Below are 14,922 nucleotides of genomic sequence, written 5' to 3'. Positions count from 1 at the left end.
GGTCGCGCGAACGCGCGCCCGATGACAGGCTCCGCGAAATCCGGGGCTGCCGAAATCACTGATAGATTTCCCCCGGATTGCGTTGCGCTCCATCTGGGCTACGCCACATTCTGCTCCGCGCAAAAGAAAAGCCCCGGCCGCATGGCCGGGGCTCGGATCGATCTGCTCTCGCTCGCGGCGCTTAGTCGCGCTGGCCGAGCAGCTGCAGGAGCAGCGTGAACAGGTTGATGAAGTTCAGATAGAGCGACAGCGCACCAGTGATCGCCGCACGCTCTGCCATCACGCCGCCCTGCGAGGCGTAGCCGTAGATGTAGTCGTTCTTCAGCCGCTGGGTGTCCCAGGCGGTGAGGCCCGCGAACACCAGCACGCCGACCACCGACACGATGAACTGCAGCGCCGAACTCGCCAGGAACAGGTTGACCAGGCTCGCGATGATGATGCCGATCAGGCCCATGAACAGGAACGAGCCCATGCCGCTCATGTCACGCTTGGTGGTGTAGCCGTAGAGGCTCAGCGCACCGAACGTCGCCGCGGTGATGAAGAACACGCGCACGATCGAGGTGTGCGTGTACACCAGGAAGATCGACGACAGTGACACACCCATCAGCGCGGAGAACACCCAGAACAACATCTGGGCGGTCGCGGGCTGCAGGCGGTTGATGCCGGCCGAGATGACGAACACCATCGCCAGGGGCGCGAGGATGAACAGCCACTTCAGCGGGCTCACGAACATCGCGACGCCGAATTGCGTCAGGGGCACCTTGCCAAAGTGAGCGACGGCAGTAGCCGGATCGGCCACGGCCGCCATGTAGACGCCGAGCGCGGCCAGGCCGGTGATAGCGAGGCCGATGCTCATGTAGTTGTAGATGCGCAGCATGTAGGCGCGCAGACCGGCGTCGACGGCCGCAGCGTCAATGCGCCCGGCGGCCCGGCCGAAAGGAGAAGCGTAATTGCGGTCTAGGTCCGACATGGTCGAATTCCCGTGGTTGGTCCCGGTGGAGCGCAAGGGATTTGCGGCGCCGGTCGTAAATCTATCTCAGATGGCTCGGTTTGCGGAACATTAATTCCGTGTCATTCGGCCGACCATCCGACCTGATTGGTATGTGGGAAATTAACACATCCGACGCAAGCTTCCACGCGCGGCCGAATGTCGCTCTAGCCTAGCATTTATAGGCAAAACGGCGCCGCCGCCGCTACAAATTGTCACAAATTCCGCAGTACCGAGGCCGGTTTCTGGTTCAGCGCCAGCAGCGTTCCGGCCAGCCCAAGTCCAACCGTGACGATCAGTGCGGCGACCACGACGAGCGCGGCGCTGCCGGCCTGCCAGATGAAACTCAGCGTCATCAGCCGCGTCACGATCAGCCAGGCCGCGACCGAACCGGCGATCACCCCGAATATGGCGGTTGCAAAACCGATCATCAGATACTCCAGCGCGTAGGCGCCGAGCAGTCGCACCCGCGTGGCGCCGAGCGTCTTGAGGATCACGGCATCGTAGACGCGGTGGCGGTGTCCGGCCGCAAGTGCACCGCCCAGCACCAGGATCGCCGAGATCAGGGTCACGGCGCTGGCACCGCGGATCGCCAGCACGAGGTTGCTGACGACGCTGCCGATGGTCTCCAGCGCCTCGCGGACCCGCACGCTGGTCACCATCGGAAACGCGTCGGCGACCTGCTTGATGATGCGCGCGTCATCTTTAGAGCTCGCTTGGGTTGAGCTTGCATGCGGTTCCGTGAGGGTCGCGACATGGCTGTGCGGCGCGCCCTTGAAGGCATTCGGCGAGAACACCAGCACGAAGTTGATGCCGAGGCCCTGCCAGTCGATGTTGCGCAGATTGGCGATCTTCGCCGGCACGTCGCGGCCGAGCACATTGACCACGATCTCGTCGCCGATCTTCAGACCGAGCCCGTCGGCGATCTTCTTCTCCATCGAGACCAGCGGCGGTCCGCTGTAGTCCGGTCCCCACCATTCGCCCTCGACGATCTTCGAGCCCTTGGGGATTTCGCCGGTGTAGGTGAGGCCGCGGTCGCTCTGCAGCACCCATTCCGAATCGACATTGGGCTTGAGCTGGTCGGCCTTGACGCCGCGCGCGGCGACGATGCGCCCGCGCAGCATCGGCACGTCCTCGACGGTCGAGCCGGACGCGATCTGGCCCAGGAAGGCGGCAAAGCGGTCGGCTTCGGTGGAGGGGATGTCGATGAAGAAGAACGACGGCGCCCGATCCGGCAGCGCGGCCAAAAATTGCCGGCGCAGATTGCCGTCGATCTGGGTGATGGTGACCAGCACCGCGAGCCCGAGCCCCAGCGACAACACGACCGACGGCGTCAGCGCGCCCGGCCGGTGGATGTTGGCGATGGCCAGCCGCAGCATGGTGATGCGGCTGCGCGGCAGCCGGCGCGCCACCGCCATCAGGATCTCGGCGATTCCGCGCAGCAGCAGAAACACCGCGATCGATGAGACGACGAATACGGCAGCCACGCGCTTGTCGTAGGCAAGCCCGATCGCGACACCGATCAGGAGCGCGATCACCACGGCCATCAGCGCGAGATAGCTCCAGCGCGGGCGGTGCCACTCGCTGGTGACGGTCTCGCGGAACAGCGCCGCCACCGGCACGTCATGGACCCGACCGAGCGGCCACAGCCCGAACGCCAGCGCGGTGAGCTGTCCGTAGAGGAAGGAGAGCGCGAGCTCGTCGGGATGCAGGGCAGGCACCACCGGCAGCGGCAGCAGCTTGCCGAACAGGCCGACGATGACGAAGGGCAGTGCGGCGCCGAGCGCGAGCCCGATCACCGAACCGATCCCCGCCAGCACCACCACTTGCGTGCAGTAGATCGTGAAGACGTCGCGGCCGGTGGCGCCGAGCGCCTTGAACGAGGCGATGACGTCGCGGCGCCGGTCGATATGGCTCTTCACCGCGTTGGCGACGCCGACGCCGCCGACCAGCAGCGCGGCGAGGCCGACCAGGGTCAGGAACTGGGTGAAGCGGCTGATGGTGCGCTCAAGCTGCGGCGAGGCGTTGCTGCGGCTGCGGACCTCCCAGCCCGCCTCCGGCGCAGCAGCCCGCGCGCCGTCGATCAGCGCGGTGGTGGCGCGGTCGTCGTTGGCGCCGTCGGGCAGCTTCACCCGGTAGATCCAGCGCACCAGGCTGCCGGGCTGCAAAAGGTCGGTGGCGCGCAGGCTGGATTCACTGATCAGGAAGCGCGGGCCGAGGCCGACGCCGCCGGCGAGCTTGTCGGGCTCTGCCGCCACGACGCTGCGGATCTGGTAGGTCGCACTGCCGATGGTGACGCGGTCGCCGAGCTTGAGGTCGAGCCGCGCCAGCAGGGTCGAGTCGGCAGCCGCGCCAAAAACGCCGTCGCGTTCGGCGAGCAGGTCGGCGATCGGCAGGCTCGGCTCGAGCGTCAGCTCGCCGAGCATCGGATATTTGCCGTCGACCGCCTTGAGCTCGACCAGCGCCAGCTTACCGTCACCGCTGCGCGCCATCGCACGGAGCGTGGCCGCGACCGAAACCTCGCCACGGGTGCGCAGATAGGCGACCTCGTCGGGCTTGGCTTCGCGCGAGATCAGCGAGAACGCGACGTCGCCGCCGAGCAGCGTGCGCCCCTCACGCGACAGACCGTCGCCAAGGCTCGCGGCGACCGAGCCGACGCCGGCAATCGCCATCACGCCGAGCGCGATGCAGGCGATGAACACATAGAAGCCGCGCAGGCCGCCGCGCAGTTCGCGTAGCGCGTAGCGGAAGGCAAGCGACGACGCGCGGCCCTGCACCGCGACTTCGGACGCAATGCTCATGTGGGGGATTGTCCGTCGATGCGGCCGGAGCGCAGCCGTACGACGCGGTCGCAGCGCTGCGCAAGCGCGAGATCATGCGTCACCAGCACCAGCGTCATGCCGCGCTCGGCGTGCTTGGTGAACAGCAGGTCGACGATCTGCTTGCCCGTCGTCTCGTCGAGATTTCCGGTCGGCTCGTCGGCAACCAAGATCGCTGGATCGGGCGCGAGCGCACGCGCGATCGCGACGCGCTGCTGCTCGCCGCCGGAAAGCTGCGTCGGATAGTGATGCAGGCGTTCGCCGAGCCCGACCGATTGCAGCTCCTGCGCGGCGCGCGCAGCCGCATCGGGACTACCGGCGAGCTCGAGCGGCACCGCGACATTCTCCAGCGCCGTCATGGTCGGGATCAGATGGAAGGACTGGAAGACGATGCCGACCTGGCGGCCGCGAAAGCGCGCCAGCGCATCTTCGTCGAGGGCATTGAACGACGTGCCGCCGACGACCACTTCTCCACTGTCAGGACGTTCAAGCCCCGCCATCACCATCAGCAAGGTCGACTTGCCCGAACCCGACGGGCCGATCAGGCCGATGGCCTCACCCGCTGCCACACGAAGGCTGATATCTTTGAGGATATGAACCCGTGCCGCGCCGGTGCCGAGCGATAGATTGACGTTCTTGACGGCAATGGTGTCCGGCTCGACGTCGGTCAGTGAAGAGGATGCGATGAGACTGTCCATGGTTCGGTCATATGGCACTTCCGCGGTTGCGGTCGAGGGCCGGTTGAGAATCTTCGTGCACATACTCGTGTTGCTTATGGGCTTGATGACGGCGGCGAGTGCGCAGACGCCAAGTGTGGACAAGGGACCTGAGAACGGCCCGGCGCAAGGTTCTGTAAAGCCGATCAAGATGGTGGTTCTGGGCGATTCCCTGAGCGCCGGTTACGGCCTTCCGGCCGCGGCGGCATTTCCGGTCCGGCTACAAAAAGCCTTGGAAACCAAGGGGATAAAGGTCAGTATGACCAATGCCGGGGTATCCGGTGATACCGCCTCAGGGGGCCGTGAGCGGCTCGACTGGTCGGTGGCTGACGGAACTGACGCCGTGATCGTCGAGCTCGGCGCCAACGATGCGTTGCGCGGCATCGATCCCGCGGTCACGCGTACCGCGCTCTCCGAGATCATCACAAAGTTGCAGGCGCGCAAGATCGCCGTGCTCTTGTGCGGCATGCTCGCGCCACCGAACTATGGCAGTGAGTATGCAGCGAAGTTCAACGCGATCTATCCGGATCTCTCGAAGTCCCTCGGCGTGCCGCTCTATCCGTTCTTCCTCGATGGCGTGGCTGCCGATGCCAAGCTCAATCAGGCCGACGGCATGCATCCGACGGCGGAAGGTGTGGACATCGTCGTCAAGAATATGCTGCCCACGGTGGAGGCATTTCTCGGCGCATTATCAGGGCAACGCAGTTGAAATGCAGGCAGCGCGCCGAGTTGTGCCCGTAGGTTTACGAGCTGTTAACGGGTCATGCTTCGCAGAGTCACATATCTCGGGTACAAATAGGCATCGGTGATTCGTCGCCGGGCTTGTTACAGGGGCGGGCTCCCAAAACCCGCGCCAAGCATCGAGGATTAATGCGATGCCGCGTCTCTTCACTGGACTGGAAATTCCGGCCGAGATCGGCCAGACACTTTCCAATTTGCGTGGCGGCCTTCCCGGCGCACGCTGGATCGATCCCGAAAATTATCATGTCACGCTGCGCTTCATCGGCGATATCGATGGCCTCTGGGCCAACGAGATCGCAACGATGCTGTTTCGGGTGAACCGAAAACCGTTCGAGGTCAAATTGCGGGGCCTGTCGAGCTTCGGTGGACGCAAGCCGCGCGCGGTGGTTGCCGCCGTCGAGCCCAGTCGGCCGCTGATCGAACTGCAGGCCGAGCTCGAGCGGATGATGCAGCGGATGGGGCTCGATCCCGAGGGCAGGAAATTCACGCCGCATGTCACGCTCGCGCGTTTGCACGACGCCTCGAGCCAGGACGTCGCGGATTATCTGTCCGTGCGCGGCTACTTCCCGAGCCGCACCTTCACGGCGGACCGCTTCGTGCTGTTCTCGTCGCGCGCGTCGACAGGCGGCGGCCCCTATGTGGTCGAGGATTCCTACGACCTCTGCGCGTAGGGTCTCGCAGATCGCGGTTTGAGGCACCCGGCACTGCTCGTGCGGTCGGCCGTGGTATGCAAGGGTTTGCGTTTGCAAGCCCGCTTGCATACCCCACTGGCACAATTCACGGCTTGCAATTTGCCGCGCACTAGGGCCGTAAGGTGGGCTCATGTTGTCCACCTCGCCCAATTCGTTCCTCGATCACTACAAGTCCCTGGTCGCCTCCGGCGCGATCGAGGCCGATCCCGCGCAGGCGCTCGCCGCTGAAGCGTTCGGCGCGCTGGAGGAACGGCTCGCCAGCTACAAGCCGCAGCACAAGCAGAGCCTGCTTGGACGGCTGTTCGGCGGCGACAAGGACGACAAGCCGCCGCGCGGGCTCTACGTCCATGGCGAGGTCGGTCGCGGCAAGACCATGCTGATGGACCTGTTCTTCCAGCAGAGCCCGGTCGAGCACAAGCGCCGCGCGCATTTTCACGAATTCATGGCCGAGGCGCACGAGCGCATCTATGGCTACCGCCAGCAGATCGCGCGCGGCGAGATCGCGGACGGCGACGTGATCGCGCTCACCGCGCAGGCGATCTTCGACGAAGCCTGGCTGCTCTGCTTCGACGAATTCCACGTCACCGACATCGCGGATGCGATGATCCTCGGGCGGCTGTTCGCAAAACTGTTCGATCTCGGTACCGTCGTGGTTGCGACCTCGAACGTTGCGCCCGATGATCTCTACAAAGGCGGTCTCAATCGGGCGCTGTTCCTGCCGTTCATCGCGCAGATCTCCGACCATATGGACGTGCTGCGGCTCGACGCGCGCACCGACTTCCGGCTGGAGAAGCTCGTCGGCGTGAAGATGTGGCTGGTGCCGGCGGATGACGCGGCCGATGCCGCGCTCAACGCGGCCTGGCGCAAGATGACCGGTAATGCGCCGTGCAAGGCGCGCCTCATTCCGATCAAGGGACGCATCCTGAACGTGCCGTGTTCAGCGCACGGCGTCGCGCGCTTCAGCTTCATGGACATCTGCGAGAAGCCGCTTGCCGCCTCCGACTACCTCAGGCTCGCGCACGACTACCACACCATCCTGATCGACCACATTCCGGTGATGGATTACGCCGAGCGCAACGCCGCCAAGCGCTTCATCTCGCTGATCGACACGCTCTATGACAATGCCGTGAAGCTGATGGCTTCGGCCGAGGCCGATCCGGTGTCGCTGTACCTTGCCGAGGACGGCATCGAGGCGATGGAGTTCAAGCGCACGTCCTCGCGCCTGATCGAAATGAGTTCGGAATCCTATTTGGCGCTGCCGCACGGCCGGAAGGACTCCTCCGCAAGCGGCGCGTCGACCGGCCTGGTCGAGACCTGAAATTCAGCTCGAAATTCACTCTTGCGCGCGGTCCGGTTCGGAGCAACTTTTCGTGTCTCTAGGGCGGATGTTGCTGGCATGCCTGACCGAATTCCAGGCAGGGCCTGCAATCGGGCAGGCGCGACTTGCAGGCCCTGACTTGAATGGATCATTCGAAAGGGATAACCACCCTTGCAACCGACTTCCCTCCCTCCTGCATCCAGTTCAAAGGACTGATTTCCCATGGCACGCGACAAGATTGCACTCATTGGCTCCGGACAGATCGGCGGCACGCTGGCGCACCTCGTTGGCCTCAAGGAACTCGGAGACGTTGTGCTGTTCGACATCGCCGAGGGCGTGCCGCAGGGCAAGGCGCTCGACATCGCGCAGTCGTCGCCGGTCGACGGCTTCGACTCCAACCTGGTCGGCGCCAACTCCTATGAAGCGCTCGACGGCGCCAAGGTCTGCATCGTCACCGCAGGCGTGCCGCGCAAGCCCGGCATGAGCCGCGACGATCTGCTGTCGATCAACCTCAAGGTCATGGAACAGGTCGGCGCCGGCATCAAGAAATACGCGCCCGACGCCTTCGTCATCTGCATCACCAACCCGCTCGACGCGATGGTGTGGGCGCTGCAGAAGGCCTCGGGCCTGCCGCACAAGAAGGTGGTCGGCATGGCCGGCGTGCTCGACTCCGCGCGCTTTCGCTATTTCCTGGCCGACGAATTCAACGTCTCGGTCGAGGACGTCACCGCCTTCGTGCTCGGTGGCCATGGCGACACCATGGTGCCGCTGACCCGCTACTCGACCGTTGCCGGCATTCCGCTGCCCGACCTCGTCAAGATGGGCTGGACCTCGCAGGCGCGCATCGACGAGATCGTCGATCGCACCCGCAACGGCGGCGCCGAGATCGTCAATCTGCTCAAGACCGGCTCCGCCTTCTATGCGCCGGCGGCGTCGGCGATCCAGATGGCCGAGAGCTATCTGAAGGACAAGAAGCGCGTGCTGCCCTGCGCGGCCTATCTCAACGGCGAGTACGGCGTGAAGGACATGTATGTCGGCGTGCCCACCGTGATCGGCTCCAAGGGTGTCGAGCGCATCGTGGAGATCGAGCTGGCCGGCAAGGACCGTGAGGCCTTCGACAAGTCGGTCGGCGCGGTGCAGGGCCTGGTCGATGCCTGCAAGAAGATCGCGCCCGATCTGCTCGGCAAGTAATCTCAATTGGCAATGACCCGATAGGCGATTTCAATCGCCTATCGGGTGCAAGATGATGAAATTCCGGCGGATTTTGTAGTTGCGCGAGCTTTGGTATATGGTATGCCAGCGTCAAGGCTGACGTAGGTTCGCCGCACGAGGGTTTGGGAGCGTCTTTCCATGAATATCCACGAATACCAGGCCAAGGCTCTGCTGCATGAATTCGGCGTGCCGATCTCGCGCGGCGTCGTCGTGCTGAAGCCGGAAGGAGCCGACGCCGCAGCGAAGCAGCTCCCCGGTCCGATCTGGGTGGTGAAGAGCCAGATCCATGCCGGCGGTCGCGGCAAGGGCAAGTTCAAGGAAGCGTCGGCCGGCGACAAGGGCGGCGTCCGCATCGCCAAGTCGATCGCCGAGGTCGACGAATTCGCCAAGCAGATGCTCGGCGCGACGCTGGTCACGGTGCAGACCGGCCCGCACGGCAAGCAGGTCAACCGCCTCTACATCGAGGAAGGCTCCGACATCGACAAGGAGTTCTACCTCTCGCTCCTGGTCAATCGCGAGACCTCGGAAATTTCCTTCGTGGTGTCGACCGAAGGCGGCGTCAACATCGAGGACGTCGCGCATTCGGCCCCGGAAAAGATCGTCTCGTTCTCGGTCGATCCCGCCACCGGCATCATGCCGCATCACGGCCGCACCGTTGCCGAGGCGCTGAAGCTGAAGGGCGACCTCGCCAAGCAGGCCGAGAAGCTGACGGCCCAGCTCTATACGGCGTTCGCCGCCAAGGACATGGCGATGCTCGAGATCAATCCGCTCGTCGTCACCAAGCAGGGCCAGCTCCGTGTGCTCGACGCCAAGGTGTCGTTCGACAGCAACGCGCTCTACCGTCACCCGGACGTGGTCGCGCTGCGCGACGAGACCGAGGAGGACGCCAAGGAGATCGAGGCCTCGAAATACGATCTCAACTATGTCGCGCTCGACGGCACGATCGGCTGCATGGTCAACGGCGCCGGCCTCGCGATGGCGACGATGGACATCATCAAGCTGTACGGCATGGAGCCGGCGAACTTCCTCGATGTCGGCGGCGGCGCCAGCGTCGAGAAGGTCGCGGCCGCGTTCAAGATCATCACTGCCGATCCGAGCGTGAAGGGCATCCTGGTCAACATCTTCGGCGGCATCATGAAGTGCGACGTGATCGCCGAGGGCGTGGTCGCCGCGGTGAAGCAGGTCGGGCTCAAGGTGCCGCTGGTGGTGCGTCTCGAAGGCACCAATGTCGAGCAGGGCAAGAAGATCATCCGCGACAGCGGTCTCAACGTTCTGCCCGCCGACAACCTCGATGACGCCGCACAGAAGATCGTGAAAGCCGTCAAGGGAGGCTAACGATGGCCGATCATCTCGATGCCCCGACACCGCTGGACGAACACCGCAAGCTCGCGGTTTTCGCGGGCGAGTGGAACGGCGAAGAGATGGCCTATCCGTCGCGCTGGACCGCGGGCGGTCCGGCGACCTCCCATGTCGTCGCGCGCATCGCGCTCAACGGCTTCTATTTGATCCAGGACAGCGTGCAGACCCGCGACGGCAAGGAGAGCTTCGCCACTCACGGCGTCTTCACCTACGACCGCGACGATCGGGCCTACCGATTGTTCTGGCACGATTCACTCGGCTACTACCCACCGTCGCCGGCGTCCGGCGGCTGGGCGGGCAAGTCGCTGATCCTGGTGCGCGGCTCGCTGCGCGGCAACGCCCGTCACGTGTACGAGGTCGTCGACGACAACACCTACAGCATGAAAATCCAGTTCTCGCCTGACGCGGAAGGGTGGGCCGACGTGCTCACCGGCGTGTACCGGCGTATCCACTAAACCCTTCACCGCTGTCTCGCGAAAGCATCTCGAACCATGTCCATTCTGATCGACAAGAACACCAAGGTCATCTGCCAGGGCTTCACCGGCAAGAACGGCACGTTCCATTCGGAAGCGGCGATCGCTTACGGCACCAAGATGGTCGGCGGCGTGGCGCCGGGCAAAGGCGGCTCGACGCACCTCAACCTCCCGGTGTTCGACACCGTCGCCGAAGCGCGCGCGAAGACCGGTGCCGACGCCAGCGTGGTCTATGTCCCGCCGCCGGGCGCGGCAGATGCGATCTGCGAGGCGATCGACGCGGAGATCCCGCTGATCGTCTGCATCACCGAGGGCATCCCGGTGCTCGACATGGTGCGCGTGAAGCGCTCGCTGTCGGGCTCGAAGTCGCGGCTGATCGGGCCGAACTGCCCCGGCGTGATGACTGCCGGCGAGTGCAAGATCGGCATCATGCCGGCCAATATCTTCAAGCCCGGCTCGGTCGGCATCGTCTCCCGTTCCGGCACCCTGACCTATGAGGCGGTGTTCCAGACCACCCAGGAGGGCCTCGGCCAGACCACCGCGGTCGGCATCGGCGGCGATCCGGTCAAGGGCACCGAGTTCATCGACGTGCTGGAGATGTTCCTGGCCGACGAGAAGACCAAGTCGATCGTCATGATCGGCGAGATCGGCGGATCGGCCGAAGAGGACGCCGCCCAGTTCCTCAAGGACGAGGCCAAGCGTGGCCGCAAGAAGCCGATGGTCGGCTTCATCGCCGGTGTTACCGCACCTCCCGGCCGCCGCATGGGCCACGCCGGCGCGATCATTTCCGGCGGCAAGGGCGATGCCGGTTCGAAGACCGCGGCGATGGAAGCCGCAGGCATCAAGGTGTCGCCGTCCCCGGCACGCCTCGGGCACACGCTCGCCGAGATGCTGAAGTAACCGCCGTCAGGAGAGGTTCCCTTCGAGATTTGGCGCGATTTCGGGCGGGTTCTCCAAGGAGAACCCGCCATCTTTTATGCGTTTTGCCGACAGAACGCCAATCAATAAAACATGAAAATTGATTCATTTCTTAGTTCTTTTAGGCAGGAATATCCGACCTAGATAGGGTAAAGGGTATCTATCCAGCCGGCGCACTTCCAGACCGGCACCAGCGCCGTCTCCTACGCGCGAACCGAAAAAAATCACCAGGACTGCTCCATGTCTCGCCAAGACGCGAACGCCGCTTTTGCTCTCTCCTCATTCCTGCAGGGCACCAACGCCGCCTATATCGACGACCTCTACGCCCGCTACGAGCAGGATCCGTCGTCGGTCGACGCCGAATGGCAGGATTTCTTCAAGAGCCTGAAGGACACCCCGGCCGACGTCCAGAAGAACGCCGAGGGCGCTTCGTGGGGCAGGGCCAACTGGCCGGTCACCCCACGCGACGAGCTGACCTCGGCGCTCGACGGCAATTGGGCCCAGGTCGAGAAGGCGGTCGGCACCAAGCTCGCAGCCAAGGCGCAGGCCAAGGGCGCCGAGCTCTCCGACGCCGACGTGCATCAGGCCACCCGCGATTCGGTTCGCGCGCTGATGCTGATCCGCGCCTATCGCATGCGCGGCCATTTCCACGCCAAGCTCGATCCGCTCGGCATCGAGGCGCCGCGCGACCGCGAGGAGCTCGATCCGCGCTCCTACGGCTTCACCGAGGCCGACTTCGACCGCAAGATCTTCCTCGACCACGTGCTCGGCCTCGAATACGGCACGCTGCGCGAGATCGTGCAGATCTGCGAACGCACCTACTGCCAGACGCTCGGTGTCGAGTTCATGCACATCTCCAACGCCGCGCAGAAGGCCTGGATCCAGGAGCGCATCGAAGGTCCGGACAAGGAGATCAGCTTCACGCCCGAGGGACGCCGCGCGATCCTCAACAAGCTGATCGAGGCCGACGGCTTCGAGAAGTTCTGCGACATCAAATTCACCGGCACCAAGCGCTTCGGTCTCGACGGCGGCGAATCGCTGATCCCGGCGCTGGAGCAGATCATCAAGCGTGGCGGCAATCTCGGCGTGAAGGAAATCGTGTTCGGCATGCCGCATCGCGGCCGCCTCAACGTACTGACCCAGGTGATGGGCAAGCCGCATCGCGCGCTGTTTCATGAATTCAAGGGTGGTTCGGCCAATCCGGACTCGGTCGAAGGCTCCGGCGACGTCAAGTATCACCTCGGCGCGTCCTCGGACCGCGAGTTCGACGGCAACAACATCCATCTGTCGCTGACCGCGAACCCGTCGCATCTCGAGATCGTCGATCCCGTCGTGATGGGCAAGGTGCGCGCCAAGCAGGACCAGCACGGCGATCCGCCTGATATGCGCATCTCGGTGCTGCCGCTGCTGATGCACGGCGACGCGGCGTTCGCCGGCCAGGGCGTGGTGGCGGAATGCTTCAGCCTGTCCGACCTGAAGGGCTACCGCACCGGCGGCTCGCTGCACTTCATCGTCAACAACCAGATCGGCTTCACCACCTATCCGCGCTACTCGCGCTCGTCGCCCTATCCGTCGGACGTCGCGAAGATGATCGATGCGCCGATCTTCCACGTGAACGGCGACGATCCGGAGGCGGTGGTGTTCGCGGCCAAGGTCGCGATCGAGTTCCGGCAGAAATTCCACAAGCCGGTCGTCATCGACATGTTCTGCTACCGGCGCCACGGTCACAACGAGGGCGACGAGCCGGCGTTCACCCAGCCGGTGATGTACAAGAAGATCGCCGCGCATCCGACCACGCTGGAGATCTACGCCAAGCGGCTGGTCGCCGACGGCGTGCTGACCGACGGCGAGGTCGAGAAGGCCAAGGCCGACTGGCGCGCGCGGCTCGATGCCGAGCTCGAAGCCGGCTCGGGCTACAAGCCGAACAAGGCCGACTGGCTCGACGGCAAATGGGCCGGGTTCAAGTCGGCCGATCAGGAAGAAGATGCGCGCCGTGGCGTCACCGGCGTCGATGTCGCCGTGCTCAAGGACATCGGCCGCAAGATCACCAATGTCCCGGACGGCTTCCGCGTCCACCGCACCATCCAGCGCTTCCTCGACAATCGCGCCAAGGCGATCGATAGCGGGGTCGGGATCGATTGGGCGACCGGCGAGGCACTGGCGTTCTGCACGCTGCTGCAGGAAGGCCATCATGTGCGCCTGTCCGGCCAGGATTCCGAGCGCGGCACCTTCTCGCAGCGCCATTCGGTGCTGATCGACCAGGAGGACGAGAGCCGCTACACACCGTTCAACCATCTCGGTGGCGAAGACACCGGCCATTACGAGGTCATCAACTCGCTGCTCTCGGAAGAGGCGGTGCTCGGCTTCGAATACGGCTACTCGCTGGCCGAACCGAATGCGCTGGCGCTCTGGGAAGCGCAGTTCGGCGATTTCGCCAACGGCGCGCAGGTGGTGTTCGACCAGTTCATCTCCTCGGGCGAACGCAAATGGCTGCGTATGTCGGGCCTCGTCTGCCTGCTGCCGCACGGCTATGAGGGCCAGGGACCGGAGCATTCCTCCGCGCGCCTCGAGCGTTATCTGCAGATGTGCGCCGAGGACAACATGCAGGTGGTCAATCCGACCACGCCGGCGAACTACTTCCACGTGCTGCGGCGCCAGCTGCATCGCGAGATCCGCAAGCCGCTGATCCTGATGACGCCGAAGTCGCTGCTGCGTCACAAGCGCGCCGTGTCGCAGCTCGACGAGCTCGGCAAGAACGCCACCTTCCACCGCATCCTGTACGATGACGCGCAGATGCTGCCGGACGAGAAGATCAAGCTGGTGCCGGACGACAAGATCCGTCGCGTCGTGCTGTGCTCCGGCAAGGTCTATTACGACCTGTACGAGGAGCGCGAGAAGCGCGGCATCGACGACATCTATCTGATGCGCATCGAGCAGCTCTATCCGGTGCCGCTGAAAGCGCTGGTGCAGGAGTTCGGCCGCTTCAAGAACGCGGAGATGGTCTGGTGCCAGGAAGAGCCCCGCAACATGGGCTCCTGGCACTTCATCGAGCCCTATCTGGAATGGGTGCTGAACCAGGTCAACGCAGCCAACAAGCGTCCACGCTATGCCGGCCGTCCGGCATCGGCGGCGACCGCCACCGGCTTGATGTCGAAACATCTCGCGCAGCTCAAGGCGCTGCTCGACGACGCACTGAACTAACGACCTTCACTGAAGCCCTGCCCCGCCTTGTGCGCAATTGCGCACTGGAGCGGGGCATCCGATATCCCGCGTCACTCAGCGAAATGGCTGTCGTCACGGAATACCGGGTCGTCCGCTTTGGCGGGTGGTGGCCGGATAAATTTTTCGACCGCAAGGTTATCGAGGAAAAGACCATGACTGAAATTCGCGTTCCAACGCTCGGCGAATCCGTAACCGAGGCCACCATCGGCCGCTGGTTCAAGAAGGCCGGTGAGGCCGTCGCGGTGGACGAGCCGTTGGTGGAGCTGGAGACCGACAAGGTCACCATCGAGGTGCCCGCGCCGGTCGCCGGCACGCTCGGCGAGATCATCGCCAAGGATGGCGAGACCGTCGCCGTCGGCGCGCTGCTCGGCCAGATCAATGACGGCGCTGTTGCGGCCAAGCCGGCTGCTGCCGCGGCTCCGGCCAAGGCTGCTGCTGCGCCCGCCGCCGCTGCCGCAGCGGCG

The 14,922-nt window shown here is 64.4% G+C and carries 12 protein-coding genes; 9 read left to right on the top strand and 3 right to left on the bottom strand.

Annotated features, from left to right (window positions below; translation table 11 throughout):
• Positions 1-181: 181 nt before the first annotated feature.
• The 3 genes from H8A95_RS27575 to H8A95_RS27565 form a co-directional block, all read right to left on the bottom strand.
• Positions 182-970: a Bax inhibitor-1/YccA family protein gene (locus H8A95_RS27575; RefSeq protein ID WP_163150805.1), complete on the bottom strand. Its 789-nt coding sequence runs from the start codon at positions 968-970 to the stop codon at positions 182-184.
• A gap of 233 nt (positions 971-1,203) precedes the next feature.
• Complete coding sequence (locus H8A95_RS27570) at positions 1,204-3,789, bottom strand: ABC transporter permease (RefSeq protein WP_229186067.1); 2,586 nt, start codon at positions 3,787-3,789, stop codon at positions 1,204-1,206.
• Complete coding sequence (locus H8A95_RS27565) at positions 3,786-4,505, bottom strand: ABC transporter ATP-binding protein (RefSeq protein WP_229186066.1); 720 nt, start codon at positions 4,503-4,505, stop codon at positions 3,786-3,788. The genes H8A95_RS27570 and H8A95_RS27565 overlap by 4 nt, the downstream gene beginning before the upstream one ends.
• 55 nt (positions 4,506-4,560) lie before the next feature.
• Here H8A95_RS27565 and H8A95_RS27560 point away from each other — a divergent pair, with 55 nt between their 5' ends.
• The 9 genes from H8A95_RS27560 to H8A95_RS27520 form a co-directional block, all read left to right on the top strand.
• The gene (locus H8A95_RS27560) at positions 4,561-5,232 is read left to right on the top strand and encodes an arylesterase (protein WP_420839464.1); all 672 of its coding nucleotides are present in this window, start codon (positions 4,561-4,563) and stop codon (positions 5,230-5,232) included.
• Positions 5,233-5,398: 166 nt separating this feature from the next.
• Entirely contained in the window at positions 5,399-5,935 is a 537-nt protein-coding gene (gene thpR, locus H8A95_RS27555; protein ID WP_229186065.1) for an RNA 2',3'-cyclic phosphodiesterase, read from the top strand.
• Between the two features lie 151 nt (positions 5,936-6,086).
• Positions 6,087-7,274: a cell division protein ZapE gene (gene zapE / locus H8A95_RS27550; protein WP_229186064.1), complete on the top strand. Its 1,188-nt coding sequence runs from the start codon at positions 6,087-6,089 to the stop codon at positions 7,272-7,274.
• A gap of 222 nt (positions 7,275-7,496) precedes the next feature.
• Positions 7,497-8,465 (top strand): malate dehydrogenase, encoded by a 969-nt coding sequence (gene mdh, locus H8A95_RS27545; protein WP_163150794.1) that lies wholly within the window; start codon positions 7,497-7,499, stop codon positions 8,463-8,465.
• 159 nt (positions 8,466-8,624) lie between these two features.
• Positions 8,625-9,821 carry an ADP-forming succinate--CoA ligase subunit beta gene (sucC, locus tag H8A95_RS27540; RefSeq protein WP_229186063.1) on the top strand — a complete coding sequence of 399 codons (1,197 nt, stop codon included), beginning with the start codon at positions 8,625-8,627 and terminating at the stop codon, positions 9,819-9,821.
• Positions 9,822-9,823: 2 nt separating this feature from the next.
• Positions 9,824-10,300: a DUF1579 family protein gene (locus H8A95_RS27535; RefSeq protein ID WP_229186062.1), complete on the top strand. Its 477-nt coding sequence runs from the start codon at positions 9,824-9,826 to the stop codon at positions 10,298-10,300.
• 36 nt (positions 10,301-10,336) lie between these two features.
• Positions 10,337-11,218: a succinate--CoA ligase subunit alpha gene (sucD, locus tag H8A95_RS27530; RefSeq protein WP_163150788.1), complete on the top strand. Its 882-nt coding sequence runs from the start codon at positions 10,337-10,339 to the stop codon at positions 11,216-11,218.
• Between the two features lie 258 nt (positions 11,219-11,476).
• Positions 11,477-14,437, top strand: coding sequence for a 2-oxoglutarate dehydrogenase E1 component (locus H8A95_RS27525; protein ID WP_229186061.1), 2,961 nt, complete (start codon positions 11,477-11,479; stop codon positions 14,435-14,437).
• 173 nt (positions 14,438-14,610) lie between these two features.
• The coding region (locus tag H8A95_RS27520) for a biotin/lipoyl-containing protein (protein ID WP_338027969.1) at positions 14,611-14,922 on the top strand (312 nt) is incomplete at its 3' end.

It is taken from the genome of Bradyrhizobium oropedii, from assembly GCF_020889685.1.
In the GTDB taxonomy this organism is placed as follows: domain Bacteria; phylum Pseudomonadota; class Alphaproteobacteria; order Rhizobiales; family Xanthobacteraceae; genus Bradyrhizobium; species Bradyrhizobium oropedii.
This window is presented reverse-complemented; position numbering and strand designations above follow the sequence as displayed.

Bases quoted from the DNA above. Each gene is read 5' to 3' on its own strand.
- H8A95_RS27575 (WP_163150805.1), bottom strand. From the start codon at position 970: ATGTCGGACCTAGACCGCAATTACGCTTCTCCTTTCGGCCGGGCCGCC.
- H8A95_RS27570 (WP_229186067.1), bottom strand. From the start codon at position 3,789: ATGAGCATTGCGTCCGAAGTCGCGGTGCAGGGCCGCGCGTCGTCGCTT.
- H8A95_RS27565 (WP_229186066.1), bottom strand. From the start codon at position 4,505: ATGGACAGTCTCATCGCATCCTCTTCACTGACCGACGTCGAGCCGGAC.
- thpR (WP_229186065.1), top strand. From the start codon at position 5,399: ATGCCGCGTCTCTTCACTGGACTGGAAATTCCGGCCGAGATCGGCCAG.
- zapE (WP_229186064.1), top strand. From the start codon at position 6,087: ATGTTGTCCACCTCGCCCAATTCGTTCCTCGATCACTACAAGTCCCTG.
- mdh (WP_163150794.1), top strand. From the start codon at position 7,497: ATGGCACGCGACAAGATTGCACTCATTGGCTCCGGACAGATCGGCGGC.
- sucC (WP_229186063.1), top strand. From the start codon at position 8,625: ATGAATATCCACGAATACCAGGCCAAGGCTCTGCTGCATGAATTCGGC.
- H8A95_RS27535 (WP_229186062.1), top strand. From the start codon at position 9,824: ATGGCCGATCATCTCGATGCCCCGACACCGCTGGACGAACACCGCAAG.
- sucD (WP_163150788.1), top strand. From the start codon at position 10,337: ATGTCCATTCTGATCGACAAGAACACCAAGGTCATCTGCCAGGGCTTC.
- H8A95_RS27525 (WP_229186061.1), top strand. From the start codon at position 11,477: ATGTCTCGCCAAGACGCGAACGCCGCTTTTGCTCTCTCCTCATTCCTG.